Source organism: Tropicimonas isoalkanivorans (assembly GCF_900112335.1).
Classification (GTDB): Bacteria; Pseudomonadota; Alphaproteobacteria; order Rhodobacterales; family Rhodobacteraceae; genus Tropicimonas; species Tropicimonas isoalkanivorans.
In genome coordinates this window covers 17855-40426 of record NZ_FOLG01000001.1, presented here as the reverse complement: position 1 = coordinate 40426, position 22572 = coordinate 17855, and the positions used below count along the sequence as shown (strand labels likewise).

Sequence of the window (22572 nt, the reverse complement as noted above, 5' to 3'; positions counted from 1 at the left end):
AACGCGCTGTTAACGAGCGTCCTTTTACGATCCTGACACGAAATGCCTCAGGATCTTTCGACGTGATGGACAGCCTTGCCCCGATTCCCATTGCAGACCTGAACGCGATGGGTGGGTCTGTGCCGGCCCCCGTGGCAATTGGCCAGCAGGACCGGCCGTCGCGAATGGCGCTGAGCCGTCGCCAGAAGGCGGCGGTCATCGTTCGCCTGCTGCTATCCGAGGGCGAAAAGGTGCCGCTGGATGCGCTGCCGGAGGAGGCGCAAGCCGAATTGACCGAACAGTTCGGCGAACTCCGGCTGATCGACCGCGACACGGTTGGCGCGGTCGTGCGCGAATTTGTGGAGGAGATGGAGGCCGTCGGCCTGACCTTTCCCGGCGGGATCGAGGGGGCGCTCGGTATGCTGGACGGCCACATCAGCCCCTCCACCGCGGCGCGCTTGCGGCGCGAGGCCGGGGTGGCGGCCCGTGGCGACCCGTGGGAGCGCATCTCCAGTCTGGCGCCGGAACGTCTGCTGCGGGTGCTGGAGGAGGAAAGCGCCGAGGTCGGCGCAGTCATGCTCTCCAAGCTCCGCGTCGCGCAGGCGGCAGAGTTGCTCGGGCAGATCCCCGGCCCACGCGCGCGGGTGCTCTCCTACGCCATCTCTCGGACCAGCGGCATTCAGCCGGAGACCGTCCGGCGGATCGGTTTGTCGCTGGCCGCCCAGTTCGACTCCGAGCCGACCGGCGCCTTTGACGACGGGCCCGTCCAGCGGGTCGGCGCGATCCTGAACTACAGCCGCGCGGCGACCCGCGATGACGTGCTCGAAGGACTCGATGAAACGGATGCGGAATTCGCGGCGGAGGTGCGCCGGGCGATCTTCACCTTCGCGCACATCCCCTCGCGCGTCACCCCCCGCGACGTGCCCCGCATCGTTCGCGCGATCGATCAGCCCGTTCTCGTCGCCGCGCTGTCTTTCGCCGCCGGGGACAAGATGATGGAAGCCGCGCGGGACTTTCTCCTGGAGAACATGTCGAAGCGGCTGGCAGACGCTGTGAAGGAGGAGATGCAGGACGCCGGTCCGGTCAAGGCCGAGGCAGGCGAAGACGCAATGAACGTCGTGGTGTCCGAAATCCGGCAGATGGTGGAGTCGGGCGAATTGCTGCTCGTCGCCGAAGAGGGATAAGCGGCTGGACTGGTGGCGATTCCTCGAGAACAGGAGAACAATCGCGGCACGGAAAGAGTGCTGCGTTCCGCCTCGCTTGGGCGCGGCACCGCCGTTCAAATTCTTGATCAGCATCCGGGCTGCGCCGTTCTTTGGGCGCTCCGGACACGTATATGTCCTGGCGGCGCGTCGGCGCCGCCGAAGACCCAACGACGGCGAGGGATCTCCAGCTTTACTCTTTGAAAGGCGCCGACCACTGAAGCGTTGGTGGCCCTTGCGACGGCAGATGTCCGCTTCGGCGCGTCCCCCCCTGCCGTATGTAAAGATCGCCCCGGGTCGTGCTCCCCTTCCCGCCGCCCGCGCCCGCTAAAACGCCGCTACAGGCGCGCGCGGACCCAACCCTTGTGATCGGACCCGCGTCCGCCTATGTCTCGCCCCGCGAGGACGGCCATGGCACATCGATCCAAACCCGATACCGGTGGCGCTGAGGCCACGAACGCCACCACTGGCGCATTGCTACAGGATCGCGCTCTGCGCGCGGCGCTCTGGGCCGCCCTCAGGCTGCCGTACGAGCGCCGGGTGCCCCTCTTCGGGGCGATCGCGCAAAAGGCTGCGAGCCGGCTGACCTCCTATCACCAGCGGATGCTGGAAAACCTCGACTACGTCTGGCCGGACTTGTCCGAGGCACGCCGGAGCGAGATCGCGGCGGCGGCTGGCAACAACTTCGGCAGGGCGCTGATCGAACATTTTTCGATGGCGGACCTCGCGCGCCGGATGGACGGCGTCGCCCCCACCGGCCCGGGCCTCCAGACGCTTCAGGCCGCCGCCGAGCAAGGGCGGCCGGTCGTCCTCGTCACCGGGCACTTCGGAAACTACGAAGCGGCGCGCCTTTGTCTGATCAAGCAGGGGTGGAACGTCGGCGCGCTCTATCGCCCGATGGGGAACCCCTACATCAACCGCACCTATGTCGACGTGGCCGAGAAGGTTGGCGGCGGGCCGCTCTTTCCGCAGGGGCGGCAAGGGATGGGACAACTCCTGCGGCACCTGAAGAACGGCGGCGCGGCGATCATTTTGAACGACCTCTACGTGGGCGGTGGGGTCGAAATGCCGTTTCTCGGCAAACCGGCGATGACCGGCCTGTCAGCGGCGGAACTGGCCCTGAAACTCCGCGCCCCCCTGATCCCGTTCTACGGTATTCGCGCTCCCGACGGTCTGACCTTCCGGGTCGAGGTGGAGCCGGAGATCCCGGCGAGCGACGCCGAAGCCATGACCGCCGCCTTCAACCGCTCGATAGAAGCGCGCATCGAAGCGCACCCGGGCCAATGGTTCTGGATTCACCGCCGCTGGAAGCGCAAGTGGAACGGGGGAAAGGGCATGAAACCGGGCCTTCATCCAGCCGCCCTGCCCCGCCGCAAGTCGTCCTGAACTCAGGGATCAGCGCAGGTTGGCAGCGCCTAGGATCTTGCCGGTCTCGGCCTGCTGGATGATCACCGCAGCCGCGTCATCCCCTTCGGCATCGGCGGAAATTTCCAGCGGGTCCATCCCGGACCATTCGCCGAGGACCCGCCAGTCGGTGACGATATTGGCGTATTCCAGCGTCTTGCCCGCATTCTCGCCGCGCTCGATTGCGACAGTGCGCTTCGGCATGTACCGGACGAGTTGAACGAGCATAGTGCCGTGCGACTGTTCTGGCGGCGCCGCCAGAATGCGCAGCGCGGCACCCTCGCGGGACACGTCGACGTCAATTTCCTGCTGGTGCTCCAGGTGCCGCATGACCGCGTCGGCCACTTCCATCGGGCGGGCACCGACGATCTGCTCGACGCCGTCGATCACCATCTGCGGGGTGTAGATCGTCCGGCTCCCCGCGAGGTGGGCGTAAGCCTTTTGCCGCTTGGTGTGCTCGGGCCGCGCGAAACTGTCTGCCCAGCCAATGTAATCCCAGTAATCCACATGCAGCGCCAGCGGCAGAACGTCGTCGCGCTGGGCGAGCCGTTCCAGGAGCGCATCGGCCGGCGGGCACGAGGAACAGCCCTGCGAGGTGAAAAGCTCCACCACCACCAGACCGTCCGATTCGTCGGCCTGTACCGCTGCGCTGGCTCCCAGAATGGTTAGTGCCGCCAGCCCTCCGGCGATCAGAGCAGTGGGTCTCATGGATCGTCTTTCGTTAACCTTACGAGGCTTGGTCTTACCCCCTCCCCCCTGCAACAACCAATCAAGACTCCGTGGGAGTTGCCATCGCGCCAGTAACCGTGGCGCGACCGACAGCCGTTCAATCCGGATGATAGATGCGCCGGAAGGGGTCCGGAATGCCGCCCACCCCGTACTTGTCGTTCCAGTCCTTCGGAATTCCGCCGCTCGCCCGGATGTAGTCGGCGGCCGGCACCTTCGCCATGACCGGGTACATGAGCGCGCGTATGTCCCTCCGGTCCTTGACGCCGAGCTTTGCAATCATGGAATCAATCCAGGTCTTCACTTGCGCTTCCGGCACATCCAGGCACACGGAAATTTCCCGGTTGGATCGGTTGTCCAGCACCATCTGCAGGGCCACATGCTCGGCGGGCGTCATCGCGTAGAGCGCCGCCACGAGCCGTGGCGGAACGCCCGCGGCGATGATCCCAATGGCGTCGTAGAGGCCGAGCATCCGTTCCAGCTTGGCGTCCATCCGTTCCAGCCGGGCGTCGATCGCGTCGAGCTTCTCCGAAAGCGCGTAGACCGCCGCCTCCAGCGCGACCGTTTCCGCCGTGTTGCCGGTTCCGTCCGTCATGGTCCTGCCTCCCCGCTGCTCCGTGACTTTCGTCGCCTGCTTTTTTCCGACAAGCGGCCGGGACAGGCAATCCCGGAAAAACGGTGTGCCATGGTATACAAAATTGTCTCACCCCCTCGATATTCCCTTGAACGAAGGGGAATCCTCAGGCACATGCAGCACTAGCGAACCCCTGGACATGTAAGGGAGGCCATCTCATGCCCATCACTGTTGGAACGGACACTGCCAAAACCCGCAAGGATCTTTCGGTGGGCGGCAAGTCCTACTCCTATTATTCCATCCCCGCCGCCGAGGCTGCCGGGCTCGGGGATTTTTCCCGGCTGCCGGCTTCGCTGAAAGTGGTGCTTGAGAACCTGTTGCGCTTCGAGGACGACGGCTTCACCGTCTCCGTCGACGACATCAAGGCCTTCTCCGAATGGGCCGAAAAGGGCGGGCAGAACCCCCGCGAGATCGCCTATCGTCCGGCCCGCGTGCTGATGCAGGACTTCACCGGCGTTCCGGCCGTTGTCGACCTCGCGGCCATGCGCGACGGCATCAAGGCACTGGGCGGCGACGCGCAGAAGATCAACCCGCTGAACCCGGTGGACCTCGTCATCGACCACTCGGTGATGATCGACGAGTTCGGCAACCCGCGCGCCTTCCAGATGAACGTGGAGCGTGAGTACGAGCGCAACATCGAACGCTACACCTTCCTCAAGTGGGGCCAGAAGGCGTTCAACAACTTCCGCGTGGTCCCGCCGGGCACCGGCATCTGCCACCAGGTGAACCTGGAATACCTCGCCCAGACGGTCTGGACTGACACCGACCAGAACGGCAGTGAAGTGGCCTACCCCGACACGCTGGTCGGCACCGACAGCCACACCACCATGGTCAACGGCGCGGCCGTTCTCGGCTGGGGCGTGGGCGGCATCGAGGCCGAAGCCGCCATGCTGGGCCAGCCGATCTCCATGCTGATCCCCGAGGTCGTGGGCTTCAAGCTGACCGGCGAGATGGTCGAGGGCACCACGGGCACGGACCTCGTGCTCAAGGTCGTCGAAATGCTGCGCCAGAAGGGCGTCGTCGGCAAGTTCGTCGAATTCTACGGCTCCGGCCTGGACAATCTGCCGCTCGCGCAACGCGCCACCATCGCCAACATGGCCCCCGAATACGGCGCCACCTGCGGCTTCTTCCCGGTGGACGACGAGACGCTGCGCTACCTGCGTCAGACCGGCCGCGCCGAGGATCGCATCGAGCTGGTCGAGGCCTATGCCAAGGAAAACGGCATGTGGCGCGGCCCGGACTACGCGCCCGTCTACACCGACACGCTGGAGCTCGACATGGGCACCATCGTCCCCGCCATCTCCGGCCCCAAACGTCCGCAGGACTACATTGCGCTGGACACGGCCTCGTCGGAATTCGCCAAGTACATCAAGGGCCTGCGCGAGGGCAAGGATGCCACCGCCAATGCCGAAGTCCGCTGGGAAGGCGAAGGCGGCGCGCCGGAGCCGCGGGACGTCCCCGGCGACCAGGGCCATCACAAGAAGGGTTGGTACAGCGCCGAAGGCGGCGCGCAGCAGATCCACGACGGCTCCATCGTGATCGCGTCGATCACGTCCTGCACCAACACGTCGAACCCCTACGTGATGATCGGCGCCGGCCTCGTGGCCCGCAAGGCGCGCGAAAAGGGCCTGACGCGGAAGCCCTGGGTGAAGACGTCGCTTGCTCCCGGCTCGCAGGTCGTGTCGGAATACCTGGAGGCCGCAGGCCTGCAGGAGGATCTGGATGCCATCGGCTTCAACCTCGTCGGCTACGGCTGCACCACCTGCATCGGCAACTCCGGCCCGCTGGAAGCGCCGATCTCCAAGGCGATCAACGATTACGACCTCGTCGCGACGTCCGTCCTCTCGGGCAACCGCAACTTCGAGGGCCGCATTTCGCCTGACGTCCGCGCCAACTACCTCGCCTCGCCGCCGCTCGTGGTGGCCTATGCGCTGGTCGGCGACATGAACGTCAACATCGCCTCCGACCCGATCGGGCAGGACAAGGACGGCAACGACGTCTACCTGAAGGACATCTGGCCGTCGAACGCCGAGATTGCCGAGCTGGTCGAGAAGACCGTGACCCGCGAGGCGTTCCAGTCCAAGTACGCCGACGTCTTCAAGGGCGACGAGAAGTGGCAGGCGGTGGAGACGACCGAAGCCGAAACCTACGACTGGCCGCCGTCGTCGACCTACATTCAGAACCCGCCCTACTTCCAGGGCATGGGCATGGAGCCGGGCAAGATCGACAACATCGAGGGCGCCCGCGTGCTCGCCGTCCTCGGCGACATGATCACCACAGACCACATCTCGCCCGCAGGGTCCTTCAAGGCGGAAACACCCGCCGGTCAGTACCTGATCGAGCGCCAGGTGCCGGTGCGGGAATTCAACTCCTACGGCTCCCGCCGCGGCAACCACGAGGTCATGATGCGCGGCACCTTCGCCAACATCCGCATCAAGAACGAGATGCTGGACGGGGTCGAAGGCGGCTTCACCAAGGGGCCGGACGGCAAGCAAACCACGATCTACGACGCCGCCATGGCCTACCAGGATGGGGGCACACCGCTCGTCATCTTCGCTGGCGAGCAGTACGGCGCCGGTTCCTCCCGTGACTGGGCGGCCAAAGGCACGGCGTTGCTGGGCGTCAAGGCCGTGATCGCCGAAAGCTACGAGCGCATCCACCGCTCCAACCTCGTCGGCATGGGCGTGATCCCGTTCGAGTTCACCGGCGGCGACACCCGCAAGTCGCTGGGTCTCACCGGCGAGGAGACCGTGTCCATCTCCGGGCTCGACACGATCAAGCCGCTGCAGGAGGTGCCCTGCACCATCACCTCGCCCGACGGGTCGACCAAGGAGATCACGATCAAGTGCCGGATCGATACGGCGGTCGAGATCGAATACATCGAGAACGGCGGCGTGCTGCACTACGTTCTGCGGAACCTGGCCAAGGCCTCCTGAGCCGGCGCCAGATCGCCAAACAGCCAAAGCGGGGGCCTCGGCCCCCGTTTTTCATTCCGGTTGGCCGCTCCGTTGGCTCTGCCGATACCGCCACTCGTGCCAGGTCAGACCCAGCACGATAACGTCGATCACGGTCAACGCCAGCAGCGCCCAGGGCGGACCAAAGAACATCCGGTAGACCTGGTAGGCGATGAAAAGGATCAGCGCCGCCATGAACGCCGGATAGGCCCATCGCCTGTCCGCAAGTACCCCCGCGACCAAGTCCGCCTTCACCACGCCATGGCTCAACAGATACCAGGCCGCGAAACTCTGCTCGCTCCCATTGAATCGTTCTGCGGCGGTGCGCAGGGCATTGGCGACCAGATCGGACGGGTGCCCCACCAAGAAGATGGCCGTGACGGCCTGAGCGAAATGCAGGAGCGCCTCATGGCTCACCCACAGCAGCGCGAAGCCGCACAGGATCTCGATCAGGCTGTGGAGGAGCTTGAGCACCAGACCAAGCCAAAACGCATCCCGCAGAAACGCCTCGCGCTTCTCAACCACCGCCTCGGGCGGATCTGGATTTTCCGTCACCATGTCATCTCAAGTGGGAAGTGGAGACCGTTTGGCAATAAGCGGCGCGTCAACCGAGCTGCGCCAGGCCGGGGAAAGTTTCCAGCAGCCAATAGGAGAACTGCGAGAAGCCGCCCGTCAGCATCATCAGCCCGATGGTCCAGAGCAGCAGGCCCATTACCCGTTCGATGCGGGCCATGTGCCGTTTCATCCAGGCCATGACCCCGGTCAGGCTCGGGAAGAACGCGGCGACCAGCAGGAACGGCAGGCCCAGCCCGATGGCGTAGACAGCCAACAGGACCGTTCCGCGGGTCATGTCCGCCTCGGACGCCGCCAGCGAAAGGATCGCACCCAGTTGCGGCCCGATGCACGGCGTCCATCCGAAGGCGAAGGCGAGGCCCAGCACATAGGCCCCGAACGCCGACCCGCCCTGGTCGCCCACGTCCAGCCGCGCCTCCCGGTCCAGGAAGGGGATGCGGATGATGCCGAGGAAATGTAGTCCGAACACCATCACCAAAATACCGGCAATGGTATTGAACGCCCCCTGGTTCTGCAGGAAGAACGCCCCGAAGGCCGATGCGGTGAAGCCCAGGAACAGGAACACCGTGGACAGGCCCATCACGAAGAAAAGCGCGGTCAGGATAACCTTGCCCCGCGCCGAGGGCCCCGCCGACATGTCGTTCATCGACACGCCGCCCATGTAGGCCAGATACGGAGGCACGATGGGCAGCACGCAGGGGCTCAGAAAGCTGATGAGCCCCGCGATGAGCGCGATGGCCATTGCCGGCAGCAAACCGGCGTCGATGATGTCCAGTCCGGGCATTCGCTCTCCCTCTCCGTGTCCCGCCTAGCAATCTCCGCGCGGCGGGTCACGACCCCATCGCGTCACATTGCCGTGGCCACAGCTTGGGCGCCAGCGGCCTTTCGGGTGCAAACAGGGCCGCGACGGTTTGCGTCGCGGCCCTGTCGTTTGTCATGACTGTCCGGCACGCGTCCTAGCGGCCCACGGACCACCAGCCCCGCCGTTTCGGCTTCGACGGCTCGTCGTCTGCCGATTCCGCCTCCAAGGCTTCCGCCAGTTCCGGCTCCTGCGCAGGGGCCTCGACGGCCTCCGGCGCAGCGCTTTCGGCTGCCTTCGTTTCCGGAGCAGCGGTTCCGGAGGCTTCGGGCGCCGGTTCGACCGCACCTTCAGCAGCTTCCGGCTCCTCAGCGGCAAGCATCGGCTCTTGTTCCGGCTCCGCTGGCGTCACTTCGACCGGGGTCTGTGCCTCATCAGGCGCCGCCGCTTCCACAGGCGCCGCTTCCTCGACAGGCTCAGCGGGCTCAACAGCGGCCGCTTCCTCCACGGACGGAAGCTCAGCAGACGCAGCCGCCACCGGAGTTTCTTCGCCGGCACTTTCAGGGCTCGCCGCCGCCTCGGCCGTCGGTTCGGCCGGCGCCCCGGCCCCGTCGCCACTGGCTGCCTCTGCATCGCCACTGGCAGTCTCGGGCACCGCCGCGCTCTCGTCCTCGGATTTGCGCGACCGCGAGCGGGACCGGCGGCGGGACCGCGACGGCTTCTGCTCTTTGCCGCTCTCCTCCGACGACGGTTCGCCCGTGGACTCCTCCACAGCTTCCGGCGTTGTCTCGTCCGACTGGGTGTCGTCCGACGAGCTGTCGTCGTCACCGGACTGCTGGTTCTCGCCATTGTCCTGACCCGAGGACCCCCGGCGGCGGCGACGGCGGCGGCGCTTCTTCTTGGGAGCGTCCGTGTCTTCGGTCTCTGTCGGCGTGGCCTCGGCCTCGGTGGCCTCGGCCTCCACCTCGACCGCCTCTTCCTCCGCATCCTCTATCTCCGGCATGTCGGAGATATCGACCGACACAACAGCCGACGAAGGCTCGGGAACGGCGCGGGTGGCCGTCTTGAATTTCTCCATCGTGAAATCCGGAGGGATCAGCGCCGGGTCGGCCTCCAGCCGCACGGCCATGCCATAGATTGCTTCGATATGGGCAATCCGCTCCCGCTTCTGGTTGATCAGGAAGTTACAGATCGCCGGCGGAACCTTCACCAGCACCTCGCGGGAGCGCTTGCGCCCGCCCTCCTCTTCCAACTGGCGCAGGATCTGCAAGCCGATGCTGTCGCTCGAGCGCAGCAGGCCGGTGCCGTGACAATGCGGACATGGCTGCGTCGTCGCCTCCAGCATCCCCGGGCGAAGCCGCTGCCGGCTCATCTCCAGTAGCCCGAAGCCCGAGATCCGGCCCACCTGGATGCGCGCGCGGTCCGTCTTCAGCTTCTCCTTGAAGCGCTTCTCGACGGCAGCGTTGTTCTTACGCTCCTCCATGTCGATGAAGTCGATCACGATCAGCCCCGCCAGGTCGCGCAGGCGAAGCTGACGCGCCACCTCCTCGGCCGCTTCCAGGTTGGTCTTGAGCGCGGTCTCCTCGATGGAGCCTTCCTTGGTCGCGCGGCCGGAGTTCACGTCGATGGCCACCAAGGCCTCCGTCACGCCGATCACGATGTAGCCGCCGGACTTCAACTGGACCACCGGGTTGAACATCGCGGCCAGGTAGCTCTCCACCTGGTAGCGTGCGAACAGCGGCATCTGGTCTTGGTAGTGCTTCACGTTCTTGGCGTGGGACGGCATGATCATCTTCATGAAGTCCTTGGCCACGCGGTAGCCCTCGTCCCCCTCCACGAACACCTCGTCGATGTCGCGGTTGTAGAGGTCGCGGATGGACCTCTTGATGAGGTTGCCTTCCTCATAGATCGGCGCGGGGGCGATGCTCTTCAGCGTCAGGGCGCGGATCTGCTCCCACAGGCGCTTGAGATATTCGTAGTCGCGCTTGATCTCCGATTTCGTCCGCTTGGCGCCCGCCGTCCGGATGATCAGGCCCGCGCCTTCCGGCACGTCGATCTCGCTGGCGATTTCCTTGAGTTTCTTGCGGTCCACCGAGTTGGTGATCTTGCGGGAAATGCCGCCGCCGCGCGCCGTGTTCGGCATCAGGACGCAGTAGCGACCGGCAAGGCTCAGATAGGTCGTGAGCGCCGCGCCCTTGTTGCCGCGCTCCTCCTTGACGACCTGCACCAGCATGATCTGGCGGACCTTGATGACCTCCTGAATCTTGTACCGGCGCATCCGCGGCTTGCGCGGCCGCTGGATTTCTTCCTGTACGTCCTCTTCGGCGACGGACTCGATCTCGCTGGCGGGATCGTGGCCATTGTCGTCATCGTCGTCGCCGTCGCCTGCCTCCTCGGAGGCCTCATCTTCCCCGGCGTCGTTGGACTCCTCGGCGGAGGCTTCGTCTTCAGCAGCCGTCTCGGGCGACGGATCGCCTTCACCGGTTTCACCCACCGGGCCGTCGGCCTCCGGCGCCACGTCGCCCGCAGCATCGACCTCGCCGGAAGACAGCACGTCGTCCTGACGATCCTCGTTGCGCGCCGCAATGGGCCGGCGCGGTGCGTCGGCCTCCGCATCGTCCTCCGAAGACGCCTCCGGGGTTTCCTCCGAAGCGTCCGTTTGAGCCGCTTCGGGCGTCTCGCCTTCAGGCGCCTCCGAAACTTCCGACGCCTCGGCGGCCGGCACGTCTTCCTTGCCGCCAGCTTCCGACATCGGTGCAGCACTCTCGGCTGCCGGCGCGGCGTCCTGTTGCTCCGCCGGGGCCGTTTCCTCTGCGCCAGCAGGCGCGGTCTCCCCGGCGTCCTTTCGGGCAGACCCGTGGCTGTCCTCGATCACGAACGGCGATTTGGCGGCGCCTTCGCTGCTGTCTTCGTCATCGAAATCGACGACATCCATGCCTTCGACGCCCTCAAGTGACGTCGCGGGCGCCTGCTCGGGCTTCTTTGCCTCTCCGGTGTCCTTCTGCCGGCTTCTGGAACTGCGGCGGCGGGAGCGTGAACTTTTCTTCGGCTCGTCGGAGTCGTCATCGTCCTCCGATTGCGCGATGGCCTTTTCCTCGGCCAGCAGCGCCTGCCGGTCCGCAACCGGGATCTGGTAGTAGTCCGGATGGATCTCGGAGAAAGCCAGGAACCCGTGGCGGTTTCCGCCGTAGTCCACGAACGCCGCCTGGAGCGACGGCTCCACACGGGTGACCTTCGCTAGATAGATATTGCCGGCGAGTTGCCGTTTGCTGGAGGTCTCGAAATCGAACTCGTCGACCTTGTTGCCGTCCACCACCACGACGCGGGTCTCTTCCGCGTGGGTGGCGTCGATAAGCATCTTCTTTGCCATGTAAGTCTTTCGCGCCCTGGCGGCGTCCGCGTCCGGTCAGGCGCGGGAATGATGTCAGGGCATGTGTATGGGGCGGGAACGGCGGGCACGCCAACGGCGGCAGCGGCGGTTTCGCCCGCCCTGCCTGCTCCGTGGTTTTCCCTCTCGCGTTCCATCGCGGTTCTTGTCTCCGATGCTGCCACGGTCGAGCGCGGCGCACCAATGTGTGAGGTTCGGTCCACAACATACGCGGACCATTGGCCTTTTTGACCGGTAACCCTGTTCCTGCCCGCCGGCTTATGGCCGGCTCCGGACAGGTCCAGTGAAATTTGGGTGGTCCGCTGAACGTAAAACATCGCCCACCAGGACCTGTAGGCCGACAATATCGGCAGTTTTGGTCAGAATACAATCTCAAAGTGCCGGGCACCCGATCCAGGCGCCCGGCGCGATCCCTTTCGGCACGGACCGTGCCGCGGCACCTTACAGGTAATCGGACCGTTGCAGCCCGTACTTCGCCATCTTCTCGTTCAGCGTCCGGCGCGGCAGGCAAAGCTCGTCCATCACCGCGACGATGGACCCCTTGTGGCGCCGCATCGTGTTGTCGATCAGCATTCGCTCAAAGGCTTCAACGTATTCCTTCAGCGGCTTGCCCTCGGTGGTCATCACCGGCTCCACCGCCTCGCTCTCCGCCATCAGCAGAGAGGCGATGGTGCCCGAGCCGCGCCGAGACTGCAGGACGGCGCGCTCCGCCACGTTGATGAGCTGCCGCACGTTGCCCGGCCAGGGCGCCTGCAAAAGCTGCGCAGCCTCCTGCGCGCCCACCTGCGGGGCATCGCAGCCGTACTCGTCGGCAAACTGCTCCGTGAATCGGGTAAAAAGCTGCAGGATGTCCTCACCCCTCTGGCGCAGCGGCGGCAGGGTGATGCGCATCGCGGCCAGCCGGTAGAACAGATCCGGGCGCAGCATGTCCTCGCTGGTCTTGCCCTGCTCCTGCAGGTTGGAGACCGCGACAATGCGGGTTTCCGCGGGCGCACCCTGATCGTTGATGAAATTCAGCAGCCGTGCCTGCACCGCCGGGCTCAACGCCTCGACATCCTCAAGGCACAGCGTGCCGCCACGCGCCTGCTCGACAAGCGGCAGGATGCCGGCGTCGGGGTCGCCCTCGAACAGCACCGCGCCCAGTTCCTCGTCCGGATACGCGCCGCACTGCACGAGCACGAACGGCTTGGAGGCCCGAGAGCCCACCGCGTGCAGCGCGTGCGCCGCCAGCGTCTTGCCGGTGCCCGTTTCGCCGTCGATCAGCACGTGACCATCGGCCTGGCCCAGGTCCAGGATATCCTCCCGCAGGCGGTCCATCGCCGGGCTCGCGCCGATCAGCTTGTCCATGATCTGCGTGCCGCCGGACAGGTCCCGCCTGAGCGCGCGTGCGTCCAGCGCCAGCCTCCGCTTTTGCGTGGCCCGCTTGGCAAGCTCGGTCATCCGCTCCGGGTTGAACGGCTTCTCGAGGAAGTCGAACGCCCCCATGCGCATCGCCTCCACCGCCATCGGAACGTCGCCGTGGCCGGTGATGATGATGACAGGCAGCGCGCTGTCCTGGCTCATCAGCCGCTTCAGAAAGGCCATCCCGTCCATTCCCGGCATCCGCACGTCGGACACCACGACGCCGGGATAATCCGCGCCGATCCGCTTCAGGGCCTCTTCCGCCGTCGCGAAGCTCTCCGTGTCGAACCCGCTCAGCGCGAGCCACTGGCTGATCGACTGGCGCATGTCCTGTTCGTCGTCGACGATCGCGATTTTCATTGCCTTTGCCATCGTCACACCCCTCCTTGGGCGATCCAAGTCGTACTCAAAATCTACTCGGCGGCCTTTACAGTGCCCACGTCGCGCGGCGCAATCGGCAGCCGCACTTCGAACACCGCTCCGCCGTCCGGCGAGTTGCGTGCTGTCAGACGGCCGCCGAAGTCGTTAACGATCCCCGACGAAATGGCAAGGCCAAGACCGACGCCATCACCAGCTTGTTTGGTCGTGTAGAACGGCTCGAACAGCGACTCGAGGTCTTCGATCCCGTGCCCGTTGTCGCGCACGCTCAGCGTCGCCGTCTCCCCGGCCCAGAGCGACAGTTCGATCGTCGGGTCCGGCGTCTGTTTCGTGGCGTCAAGCGCATTGCGGAACAGGTTGATGAGCACCTGCTCCAGCCTGAGCCGGTCGACCCGGACGATCACGGGCTCGGAGGGCAGCGTCCGCACGATGGCGACGTGCCGGCTCTTGAGCTGCGGCTCCATCATCGCCAGCGCGGAGGAGACGGCCTCCCGCACATCGACCGGCTCGAACGCCTCCTCGCCCTTCCGGGCATAGGACTTGAGCTGCCGCGTGATCGCGCCCATGCGGCCGATCAGGTCGTCGATCCGCTGAAACGAGCTCAACGCCTCCTCCGGCCGCTTGCGCTGCAACAGCAGTCGCGCGCCGGCCAGGTACGTCTTCATCGCGGCCAACGGCTGGTTCAACTCGTGGCTCACCGCCGCCGACATCTCACCCAGAGCGGCAAGCTTGGAGCTTTGCGCCAGCGTCTGCTCGGCCACCTCCAGGTTCTTCTCGGCCCGCTCCCGTTCCTCGATCTCCCGCTGCAGCCGCTGGTTCAGGCGCCGAAGGTCCGCCGATTCCCGCTGGAACAGCCGCGACCGTGTCACCGCCTTGCGGCTCATGAAATAGAACGCCGCCGCCAGCAACAGCGCGAAGCCCATGATCTCCAGCGCCAGAACCCCGTTCACCCGCTCCCGCACCGAACTGTAGGTGGTGAAACTGCTGATCCGCCACCCCTGGAACGGGATCCGCCCCTCGGAGCGCATGACCGCCTCGCCGAGGATGTAGGCGTCCGGCATCGTCAGCGACCAGTCCGTCGTGGCATGGAGCGCGCGCGCGATGGCGGAGGGCGGCGAGGTCTGTTCCAAGGCGCCGCTGATCGTCTTGCCCCGCCACCGTGGCTCTGTTGCCAGGATGATCGTGCCCTCGCTGTCGGTCACAAGCACCGCGTCGGCAATGCCGGCCCAGCTGCTCTGGAATTTCTGCAGGTCCACCTCGACCACGATCACCCCGATCACCTCGCGATCCGACGTGATCTTTCGCGAATACGTGAAGACCTTGGCCCCGCTTTCCGTCTCCACGACGGAAAAGACCGTGTCGTTGGCACGCAGCGCGTCGACGAAAAAGGGCTGTTGCCGGTGCTGGCTGCCGATCAGGTTGCGGTCCGTCGCGGCGACGGCCCGCCCGTCCCGGTCCAGCATGAGCAGAGAGGCCGCGCCGATCTCGTCGCGGAAAGAAATCAGCCGCTGCGAACTCTGGGAGAAGTCGCCCGAATTGAGCGCACCAATCAGCGCCGGGTCCTGCGCAAGTAAAAGCGGTACAACAGAATTGCGCTGCAACTCGCTGATAACGTTCCCGGAATAAAGCGCAAGGCGCAGCTCCGCACGGTTCCGCGTCGTTTCCGTGAATCGGTCCGTCAGCCACAGGTTGGTCACATAAAGCGTCACCGCCGCCAGCACCACAATCACCAGCGCCACGACCCGCAGCCGCCATCGCGGCGGATCGGGCGGGGTCACCGGGGTGAGAGCAGTGTCGGACATGCCTGAATCTTAAGCGAATATGCCTTGGAACCCAAGCGCCACCTTTGGGGCACATGCGCGGATATCCGCGGGGCCGCGTGACAGCCGGCCCCCGAGCTGCGCTCATGCGCCTGCTCGGGCCGCGGCAGTCGTCAGGCCGAGACCAACGCCTCGGTCAGCCCGGTGAACAGCGGCCGGCCGTCGATACCGCCGTGCAGCGGGTCGATGGCGCGCTCCGGGTGGGGCATCATGCCAAGCACCCGGCGGTTCTCGGACAGCACCCCGGCGATGTCCCCCGCGGAGCCATTGGGATTGTCGAGGTAACGGAACGCCACCTGCCCTTCGCCCGCCAGCCGCGCGAGCGTCTCGGAATCCGCCTGGTAGTTGCCGTCGTGGTGGGCAACCGGAATGGTGATCTCCGTGCCGGCGCCGTAGCCTGCGGTAAACGGCGAACTGGCCGTCTCCACCCGCAGGGGCACCGGCTTGCACACGAAATGCAGGCTCGCATTGCGCATCAGCGCCCCCGGCAGCAGGCCGGTCTCCAGCAGGATCTGGAAGCCGTTGCAGATGCCCAGCACATGCCCCCCGCGCTCGGCGAAGGCCTTAACCTCACGGCAGATCGGCGCGTTGGCGGCGATCGCCCCGCACCGCAGGTAGTCGCCAAAGGAAAAGCCCCCGGGCAGGCCGATCACGTCGAGCCCGTCGGGCAGCGTGGTGTCCTTGTGCCAGACGCGCGCAACCTCGAAGCCCGCCGCCTCGAAAGCCACGGCAAGGTCGCGGTCGCAGTTCGAACCGGGGAAGGTAACGACGGCGGCGCGCATCAGGCGATCTCGATCCGGTAGCTTTCGATGACCGTGTTGGCGAGCAGCTTGTCGCACATCTCCGTCACCGCGGCCTCGGCGGCGGCGGCGTCCGTCTCCTCGAGGTCCAGCTCGATCACTTTGCCCTGGCGCACGGCGTCCACACCGGCGAAACCAAGCGCTCCGAGCGCGGATTTCACTGCCTCGCCCTGGGGGTCCAGAACCCCGGTCTTCAGCATGACGGTCACGGTCGCCTTCATGTCTGCTCGTCCTTGTGTCGCGTGTCGTTTAGGCTCAAGCCTGCGCCTCCCGAAAGGAGGACGGGCTTTCAATTGATGAGCGTGGGCTTGCCCCGCGGTACTCCGTTCTGCGGCAACACGCCCAGCCGGCGGGCCACCTCGGTATAGGCGTCGGCCAAGTTGCCCAGGTCGCGGCGGAACACGTCCTTGTCGAGCTTCTGCCCGGTGTGGGCGTCCCACAGGCGGCAGGAATCCGGGCTGATCTCGTCGGCCACAACCAGCCGCATGTAATCGCCTTCCCAGATCCGGCCGATCTCGATCTTGAAGTCCACCAGCTTGATTCCAACGCCCATCATGATGCCGGACACGAAATCGTTGACCCGCAGCGCCAGCGCCACGATGTCATCGAGGTCCTGCTGGGAGGCCCAGCCGAAGGCGATGATGTGTTCCTCGGTGACCATCGGGTCGCCCAGGGCGTCGTCCTTGTAGTAGAACTCGACGATGGGCCGGGGCAACGGCGTGCCCTCCTCGATCCCCAGGCGCTTGGAGATCGACCCGGCGGCGATGTTTCGAACCACCACTTCGAGCGGAATAATCTCAACGGCGCGAATGAGTTGCTCGCGCATGTTGAGGCGCTTGATGAAGTGCGTCGGCACCCCGAGGTTGTTCAGCCCCGTCATGAAGAACTCGGACAGGCGGTTGTTCAGCACCCCCTTGCCCTCGATCACGTCCTTCTTTTCGGCGTTGAAGGCGGTGGCGTCGTCCTTGAAGTACTGCACGAGCGTGCCCGGTTCGGGTCCTTCGTAGAGAATCTTGGCCTTGCCTTCGTAAATTTTCTTGCGACGTGCCATGGAATCCTTTCCTCGGCCCCTCTGGTACGTCCAGGAGCCGGTTTAGTGCTGCCCTATAAGCCAAGCCACGCGGCGTCGCAAGCATTGGCCGGAATGTGAACACCTGTGCCGCCACCGAGTTGACAGCCCGAGGCCCCTGACAGACTGTAGCCGCGCTGCGGCGTCCCGGGGGCGTTGGACGTGCAGCGAGGAGGCATTTCGACATGACCGAGGATTTCGCGCTCATCGACTTCGCGCTTTCGGTGCGATCTCCGGCCGAGATAGCGGAGGCACTGGCCCGAGCGCAGGCCGCCCCCTCCCGCGCCAACCCGGAGGGCGGCGGCGTCCTCTCCCGACTCCTGCGGCGCTTTTCCGGCGGCGGGGCCGCACCCGGCACCACCCGGTCGACGCTGTCCATTCAGCCGCCGGGCACGCTCGGCGCCGGCCCGCTCACCCGTCCCGTCGCGACGGACATGGGCTTCAGCGGCCCCGTCAGCCCGGTGCGCCTGTCTTCGCCGATCGGCGTCGCCGGCCTGACGCTGATCGAGTTTCGCGAGGGCGACGACGAGACGTCCCATTTCTGCGAGGCTCTCAGCGCGCAGTTGCGGGGCGACGAGATGTTCTACTTCCGCTACTCCGGCGGGCGGCACCCCGGCGCCCACTTTGCCTTTCACATCTACCAGGATGGCCGGATGACCCGGCGCGCCATCTCCTTCAGCCCCAGCGGAACCGCGCCGGAGGCGGACTGGCACGGCATCGACTCCGGCATGCCCCACCCGGTCGAGACGGACAGCCTCCCGCCCCCCGGCGTGACCGCCTCGGAAATCATGACCCCGGCGCGCCAGTCGGTGATTCTGGAATCGCTCGGCGTCGACCCGGAAAGCCTCTTCATGGAGATGCCGGACACGCTCACCGTCCTGGAATTGTCGGACGCGCCCGGCGGAGCCCCGCTGTCCTCCGCCCGCTCCGTGATCGAGGCCCGGACACCGAAACCCGAGCCCGTCACCCCGCCAGCGCCCGCCCCGCAGGCAGCCCCGGAGCCAGTCCCGGCCGAACCGGTCAGCGCCTCCGCAGAGCCCGACGACCCCGAGCGCTCATGGGAGGACGAAGTGACCCGTATCCTGGTGGAGGCCGCGGAATCGGCCCTGCCCCCGGAGATCCAGGTCGCCTGGCTCGACAGCCTCACGGCGCGCCTCGTCTCCGGCGATATCGACAGCGCCCTCGCGGACGCCCGCCAGATGATCGACCGGGGCCGCCGCACACCAGCGCAGAAGCACGCCGCCGCGGCCCGGCTGGCGGAATTGTTCGGTCGGGAGGGTTAGGGCCGCGGGTCGCACTAGGCAAGGCCCGAGCGCTCCCATACATTTGGAATCGAAACGGTATTGCGGAGGGGAGACCGGAAGGATGACCACGTTTGACGATCGCGAAGCCGCCTACGAGGCGAAATTCGTGCACGAGGCGGAACTGGAGTTCATGGCCCAGTCCTCCCGCAACAAGCAGATCGGCTTCTGGGCCGCGGCAATCCTGGGAATGAGCGCCGAGGAGGCCGTGCGCTATGCCAAGGACATCATCCGCGTGGACCTCGAGGACGGCGGCGAGCCGGCTGTCTTGGCAAAGCTGAAAGCCGACCTGGGCGACCTGCGCCCCGAGGAACGTATCCGCGAACGGATGGACGAGTTCCTGGCGGAAGCGCGCACCCGCGCCCGCGAGGGAAAAATCCGCACGATGCTCTGACCGAACCGGCGAGACGGCTTTGGCGGCGAGCGGGACCCCTGCCCGCCGCCCGATTGCGCTGCACCGCGGCAGGCAATCCGTTTGCCTCGTGGCGCCGATCATGACATGAGCGCGCCAGGATTCGGAACGGACCTTTTGCAATGACCGACGCTCTTTCCCGCCTGCTTGCCGACCGCGACTGGCTGATGGCCGACGGCGCCACCGGCACCACCCTCTTCAACATGGGGTTGCAATCCGGCGACGCACCGGAGCTTTGGAACGCCGACCACCCGGACCGTATCCGTGCCCTCTATCGCGGCGCGGTGGACGCGGGCAGCGACATCTTCCTCACAAACTCCTTCGGCGGCACCGCCGCCCGGCTCAAGCTGCACGAGGCCCAGGGCCGCGTGGGAGACCTCAACCAGCGCGCCGCCGAGCTTGGCCGCGAGGTGGCCGACGCTGCCGGCCGGCCCGTGGTCGTCGCCGGCTCCATGGGGCCGACGGGAGAGATCATGGCGCCGATGGGTCCGCTGACCCACGAGACCGCCGTGGAGATGTTCCACGAACAGGCCGAGGGCCTGAAGGCGGGAGGCGCGGACGTACTCTGGGTCGAAACCATCTCCGCCCCCGAGGAATATCGCGCCGCCGCCGAGGCAGCCGCGCTTGCCGGGATGCCATGGGTCGGCACGATGAGCTTCGATACAGCGGGACGTACCATGATGGGCGTGACCTCCGCCGACATGGTGACGCTCGTGGGCAAGCTGGACCACGCGCCGCTCGCCTTCGGCGCCAACTGCGGCGTGGGCGCGTCCGACTTGCTGCGCACCGTACTCGGCTTCTCCGCCATGGGGCCGGAGATTCCGGTGGTGGCGAAGGGCAACGCAGGCATCCCGAAATACGTCGACGGCCACATCCACTACGACGGCACGCCGGAGCTTATGGCGCACTATGCCGTACTCGCGCGCGATGCGGGCGCCACGATCATCGGCGGCTGCTGCGGCACCACTGCCGACCACCTCCGCGCCATGCGCGCCGCGCTGGAAACCACGCCACGGGGGCCGCGCCCGACGCTGGAACAGATCACGGGAACGCTCGGCGGCTTCTCCTCGTCCAGCGACGGCACCGGCCCGGCAGATCCGAGCACGCAACGCCCCCGCAGGCGCCGGCGCGGTTGATCCGGCGCCGAGGCTGCTGGTCCACTCCGGGCGGCACGCGCAACGGGTCGCCCCAGCAGGGGCTGCTCTTGGCCAACCGCCGACAACCTCCGCGCCAGACAGTATCGACCGCCCGTCATCATCCCCAAACCGGACCCTGGAGGCGAGGCGCTCAGAATCCTGCAGTGCGAGACGCCGATGTGCGGTCTCGGCGACAATGGTTGCGTGTCCCACCCGTGTGTACGTTCAATGAACCGGTGCCTCCTAACTGACGAGATTGGCCAGCGTGGCCGCCGTGAGTCTCATCGCGTCCTGCGCTCAAACACTCGCTGCGAGCGACACTGCGGGGGTTAGGGTCATTTCGGTCGCCTCCGAAGAACGGAACACCGATCTGGAGGTGACGATCTGGTACCCGGCCTCAACGGGCGACGACACCGTTACCCTGGGCGAGACCATTTTCTTCGAAGGGACGCCGGCCAGACTGCGCGCACCGATACGCGACGGGATATTCCCGCTTGTCCTGTTATCCCACGGCGCGGGCTTGGCGGGTCATGCGGCCGGGCCCCAGTATCAGAACAGCGCGAGCTGATCGCCGGCCTTTGGCGGCACCCTGAACAGGTCCGTCCTGAGCTTCGGCGCCTCCCGCGACAGGCCGGTGCGCTTGAGCGCGAGGGTGAACCGCTGCTGCAACAGCTCCGCATAGGTTCCCTGCCCGGTCATCCGCGTACCCCAGGTTGCGTCATAATCGGCGCCGCCCTGCACCTCCCGCACCCGCGCCATGACGCGGGCCGCCCGATCCGGGCGGGCGTGGGCCAGCCACTCCTGGAACAGGTCCGCCACCTCCAGCGGCAACCGCAGCACGATCATCGTCGCATACGCCGCCCCCGCATCGCGCGCCGCCTGCAGAATCGCCTCGATCTCGTGGTCCGTCAGCCCCGGCACGATGGGCGAGACGGACACCCGCACCGGACATCCCGCACGCGCCAGCCGTTCGATGGCCCGCAGCCTGCGCGCCGGGGACGGGACGCGCGGCTCCATTGCGCGCGCCAGCCCGGCATCCAGCGTGGTCACCGACACGGCCGCCTGCGCCAGCCCCGCCTGCCCCATCTCCCCCAGGATATCCGCGTCGCGCTCCACCAGCGTGCCCTTTGTCACCACGGTCAGCGGATGGCGGAACTCTTGCAGCACCTCCAGGCACCCTCGGGTGATCCGCCGCTCCCGCTCGATCGGCATATACGGGTCCGTGTTGGTGCCAAAGGCGACCGGTTCAGGCCGGTAGCTGGGCTTGGAAATCTCGCGGCGGAGGATCTCAGGCGCATCCGGCTTCGCAATCAGCTTCGTCTCGAAGTCCAGCCCCGGCGACAGGCCCAGATAGGCGTGGGTCGGGCGGGCGAAGCAATAGATGCACCCATGTTCGCACCCCCGGTACGGGTTCACCGATCGGTCGAACCCTACGTCCGGGGACCGGTTGCGCGTCAGCACCGAGCGCGGCCGCTCCTCCCGCACCTCCGTCCGGAGCGGCGGCGGCGGCTCTTCATCACCCGCCCACCCGTCATCCACCGATTCGCGCGCGTAGCCCTCGTAGCGCCCGGGACGGTTCGAACGCGCCGCCCGCGCCCTCAGGCGAGCGTGCGGAAGGTTGGCGGGGTCGCTGTCAGTCATCCGGGGAATTTAGAACATAAAGAGAACATGACGCAAGGTTCATCATCCAGCCGCCGTGGACCAACGTCGTTCACGCCTCCGCGCATGTCGCTATTTGTCGCGTCGGAATTTCCGCTACCATCGAAGGTGGACCTAACCGACGGCGGCCAATCCGCCGCCTGCCTGCCCGGAGTGCGTACATGGCCGACGAGGAAGACGACATCATCCTGTCCGAACTGGAGACGGAGGAACTCGTGCTCCAGATGCACGACGACCTCTATGACGGCCTCAGGGACGAGATCGAGGAAGGTGTGAACATCCTGCTGGAGCGCGGCTGGGCGCCCTACAAGGTGCTGACCGAAGCGCTGGTCGCCGGCATGACCATCGTCGGCAACGACTTCCGCGACGGCATCCTCTTCGTCCCGGAGGTTCTGCTCGCCGCCAACGCGATGAAGGCGGGCATGTCGATCCTGAAGCCGCTTCTGGCCGAAACCGGCGCGCCCCGCATGGGCAAGATGGTGATCGGCACCGTAAAGGGCGACATCCACGACATCGGCAAGAACCTCGTCAGCATGATGATGGAGGGCGCGGGCTTCGAGGTTGTGGACCTCGGGATCAACAACCCCGTCGAGAAATACATCGAAGCCGCCCAGCAGGAGGAAGCGGACATCGTCGGCATGTCGGCGCTGCTGACCACGACCATGCCCTACATGAAGGTGGTGATCGACGCGATGGTCGCCCAGGGCATCCGCGACGACTACATCGTGCTGGTGGGCGGCGCGCCACTGAACGAGGAATTCGGCCGGGCCATCGGCGCGGACGCCTACTGCCGCGACGCGGCCGTTGCGGTGGAAACGGCGAAGAAGTTCATCGCGCGCAAACACAACGCCATCGCGGCGGGCTGACCGAAAGGCAGGCGGCGATGGGCTGACATGCCCGGTTCCGATCCCTATGTGTGATCGGGAAAAAGGAGGCA

19 protein-coding genes are annotated in these 22572 nt (G+C 66.2%); 8 read left to right on the top strand and 11 right to left on the bottom strand.

Features of this window, described 5'->3' with window-relative positions; translation table 11 throughout:
* The first annotated feature begins 65 nt into the window (after positions 1-65).
* On the top strand, positions 66-1163 hold the full coding sequence (locus BM075_RS00180) for a flagellar motor switch protein FliG (RefSeq protein ID WP_093358303.1): 1098 nt from the start codon (positions 66-68) through the stop codon (positions 1161-1163).
* A 429-nt stretch (positions 1164-1592) separates the two neighbouring features.
* Positions 1593-2567, top strand: a complete 975-nt coding sequence (locus tag BM075_RS00175) for a lysophospholipid acyltransferase family protein (protein ID WP_177208200.1) — start codon at positions 1593-1595, stop codon at positions 2565-2567.
* A 9-nt stretch (positions 2568-2576) separates the two neighbouring features.
* Here BM075_RS00175 and BM075_RS00170 read toward each other — a convergent pair whose 3' ends face one another.
* Together BM075_RS00170 and BM075_RS00165 are read right to left on the bottom strand one after the other, a co-directional pair.
* Complete coding sequence (locus BM075_RS00170; protein ID WP_093358299.1) at positions 2577-3293, bottom strand: DUF1223 domain-containing protein; 717 nt, start codon at positions 3291-3293, stop codon at positions 2577-2579.
* Between the two features lie 118 nt (positions 3294-3411).
* Entirely contained in the window at positions 3412-3906 is a 495-nt protein-coding gene (locus BM075_RS00165) for a helix-turn-helix transcriptional regulator (RefSeq protein ID WP_093358297.1), read from the bottom strand.
* Positions 3907-4103: 197 nt separating this feature from the next.
* On the opposite strand from BM075_RS00165, the gene acnA reads away from it, so the two are divergent.
* Positions 4104-6881 (top strand): aconitate hydratase AcnA, encoded by a 2778-nt coding sequence (gene acnA, locus BM075_RS00160; RefSeq protein WP_093358295.1) that lies wholly within the window; start codon positions 4104-4106, stop codon positions 6879-6881.
* A 51-nt stretch (positions 6882-6932) separates the two neighbouring features.
* Here acnA and BM075_RS00155 read toward each other — a convergent pair whose 3' ends face one another.
* The 8 genes from BM075_RS00155 to purC form a co-directional block, all read right to left on the bottom strand.
* Positions 6933-7457, bottom strand: a complete 525-nt coding sequence (locus BM075_RS00155) for a DUF2127 domain-containing protein (protein WP_093358293.1) — start codon at positions 7455-7457, stop codon at positions 6933-6935.
* 46 nt (positions 7458-7503) lie between these two features.
* Positions 7504-8256, bottom strand: coding sequence for a cytochrome c biogenesis CcdA family protein (locus BM075_RS00150; RefSeq protein WP_093358291.1), 753 nt, complete (start codon positions 8254-8256; stop codon positions 7504-7506).
* Between the two features lie 172 nt (positions 8257-8428).
* Positions 8429-11641, bottom strand: coding sequence for an Rne/Rng family ribonuclease (locus BM075_RS00145; RefSeq protein WP_093358290.1), 3213 nt, complete (start codon positions 11639-11641; stop codon positions 8429-8431).
* A gap of 459 nt (positions 11642-12100) precedes the next feature.
* Complete coding sequence (locus tag BM075_RS00140; protein ID WP_093358288.1) at positions 12101-13432, bottom strand: sigma-54-dependent transcriptional regulator; 1332 nt, start codon at positions 13430-13432, stop codon at positions 12101-12103.
* A 41-nt stretch (positions 13433-13473) separates the two neighbouring features.
* Positions 13474-15240, bottom strand: a complete 1767-nt coding sequence (locus BM075_RS00135; protein ID WP_093358286.1) for a sensor histidine kinase — start codon at positions 15238-15240, stop codon at positions 13474-13476.
* Positions 15241-15371: 131 nt separating this feature from the next.
* A complete protein-coding gene (purQ, locus tag BM075_RS00130) occupies positions 15372-16040 on the bottom strand; it encodes a phosphoribosylformylglycinamidine synthase subunit PurQ (protein ID WP_093358285.1) in 669 nt (222 codons plus the stop codon).
* A complete protein-coding gene (gene purS / locus BM075_RS00125; protein ID WP_093358284.1) occupies positions 16040-16279 on the bottom strand; it encodes a phosphoribosylformylglycinamidine synthase subunit PurS in 240 nt (79 codons plus the stop codon). The genes purQ and purS overlap by 1 nt, the downstream gene beginning before the upstream one ends.
* Positions 16280-16347: 68 nt before the next feature.
* Positions 16348-17109, bottom strand: coding sequence for a phosphoribosylaminoimidazolesuccinocarboxamide synthase (purC, locus tag BM075_RS00120; RefSeq protein WP_093358282.1), 762 nt, complete (start codon positions 17107-17109; stop codon positions 16348-16350).
* A gap of 203 nt (positions 17110-17312) precedes the next feature.
* Here purC and BM075_RS00115 point away from each other — a divergent pair, with 203 nt between their 5' ends.
* The 4 genes from BM075_RS00115 (at position 17313) to BM075_RS00100 (ending at position 20544) form a co-directional block, all read left to right on the top strand.
* Positions 17313-18410, top strand: a complete 1098-nt coding sequence (locus BM075_RS00115; protein WP_093358280.1) for a hypothetical protein — start codon at positions 17313-17315, stop codon at positions 18408-18410.
* Between the two features lie 82 nt (positions 18411-18492).
* Positions 18493-18822: a DUF1476 domain-containing protein gene (locus BM075_RS00110; RefSeq protein ID WP_093358278.1), complete on the top strand. Its 330-nt coding sequence runs from the start codon at positions 18493-18495 to the stop codon at positions 18820-18822.
* Positions 18823-18962: 140 nt separating this feature from the next.
* Positions 18963-19976 (top strand): betaine--homocysteine S-methyltransferase, encoded by a 1014-nt coding sequence (gene bmt, locus BM075_RS00105; protein ID WP_093358277.1) that lies wholly within the window; start codon positions 18963-18965, stop codon positions 19974-19976.
* 265 nt (positions 19977-20241) lie between these two features.
* The gene (locus BM075_RS00100) at positions 20242-20544 is read left to right on the top strand and encodes a hypothetical protein (RefSeq protein WP_093358275.1); all 303 of its coding nucleotides are present in this window, start codon (positions 20242-20244) and stop codon (positions 20542-20544) included.
* Here the strand turns inward: BM075_RS00100 and BM075_RS00095 are convergent.
* Positions 20526-21617: a PA0069 family radical SAM protein gene (locus tag BM075_RS00095; RefSeq protein WP_093358273.1), complete on the bottom strand. Its 1092-nt coding sequence runs from the start codon at positions 21615-21617 to the stop codon at positions 20526-20528. The genes BM075_RS00100 and BM075_RS00095 overlap by 19 nt on opposite strands.
* Before the next feature lie 179 nt (positions 21618-21796).
* On the opposite strand from BM075_RS00095, the gene BM075_RS00090 reads away from it, so the two are divergent.
* Positions 21797-22501 carry a corrinoid protein gene (locus tag BM075_RS00090; RefSeq protein ID WP_093358272.1) on the top strand — a complete coding sequence of 235 codons (705 nt, stop codon included), beginning with the start codon at positions 21797-21799 and terminating at the stop codon, positions 22499-22501.
* Positions 22502-22572: the final 71 nt, after the last annotated feature.

Coding starts and splice junctions, on each gene's coding strand:
- BM075_RS00180 (WP_093358303.1), top strand. CDS start 66: ATGGACAGCCTTGCCCCGATTCCCATTGCAGACCTGAACGCGATGGGT.
- BM075_RS00175 (WP_177208200.1), top strand. CDS start 1,593: ATGGCACATCGATCCAAACCCGATACCGGTGGCGCTGAGGCCACGAAC.
- BM075_RS00170 (WP_093358299.1), bottom strand. CDS start 3,293: ATGAGACCCACTGCTCTGATCGCCGGAGGGCTGGCGGCACTAACCATT.
- BM075_RS00165 (WP_093358297.1), bottom strand. CDS start 3,906: ATGACGGACGGAACCGGCAACACGGCGGAAACGGTCGCGCTGGAGGCG.
- acnA (WP_093358295.1), top strand. CDS start 4,104: ATGCCCATCACTGTTGGAACGGACACTGCCAAAACCCGCAAGGATCTT.
- BM075_RS00155 (WP_093358293.1), bottom strand. CDS start 7,457: ATGGTGACGGAAAATCCAGATCCGCCCGAGGCGGTGGTTGAGAAGCGC.
- BM075_RS00150 (WP_093358291.1), bottom strand. CDS start 8,256: ATGCCCGGACTGGACATCATCGACGCCGGTTTGCTGCCGGCAATGGCC.
- BM075_RS00145 (WP_093358290.1), bottom strand. CDS start 11,641: ATGGCAAAGAAGATGCTTATCGACGCCACCCACGCGGAAGAGACCCGC.
- BM075_RS00140 (WP_093358288.1), bottom strand. CDS start 13,432: ATGGCAAAGGCAATGAAAATCGCGATCGTCGACGACGAACAGGACATG.
- BM075_RS00135 (WP_093358286.1), bottom strand. CDS start 15,240: ATGTCCGACACTGCTCTCACCCCGGTGACCCCGCCCGATCCGCCGCGA.
- purQ (WP_093358285.1), bottom strand. CDS start 16,040: ATGCGCGCCGCCGTCGTTACCTTCCCCGGTTCGAACTGCGACCGCGAC.
- purS (WP_093358284.1), bottom strand. CDS start 16,279: ATGAAGGCGACCGTGACCGTCATGCTGAAGACCGGGGTTCTGGACCCC.
- purC (WP_093358282.1), bottom strand. CDS start 17,109: ATGGCACGTCGCAAGAAAATTTACGAAGGCAAGGCCAAGATTCTCTAC.
- BM075_RS00115 (WP_093358280.1), top strand. CDS start 17,313: ATGACCGAGGATTTCGCGCTCATCGACTTCGCGCTTTCGGTGCGATCT.
- BM075_RS00110 (WP_093358278.1), top strand. CDS start 18,493: ATGACCACGTTTGACGATCGCGAAGCCGCCTACGAGGCGAAATTCGTG.
- bmt (WP_093358277.1), top strand. CDS start 18,963: ATGACCGACGCTCTTTCCCGCCTGCTTGCCGACCGCGACTGGCTGATG.
- BM075_RS00095 (WP_093358273.1), bottom strand. CDS start 21,617: ATGACTGACAGCGACCCCGCCAACCTTCCGCACGCTCGCCTGAGGGCG.
- BM075_RS00090 (WP_093358272.1), top strand. CDS start 21,797: ATGGCCGACGAGGAAGACGACATCATCCTGTCCGAACTGGAGACGGAG.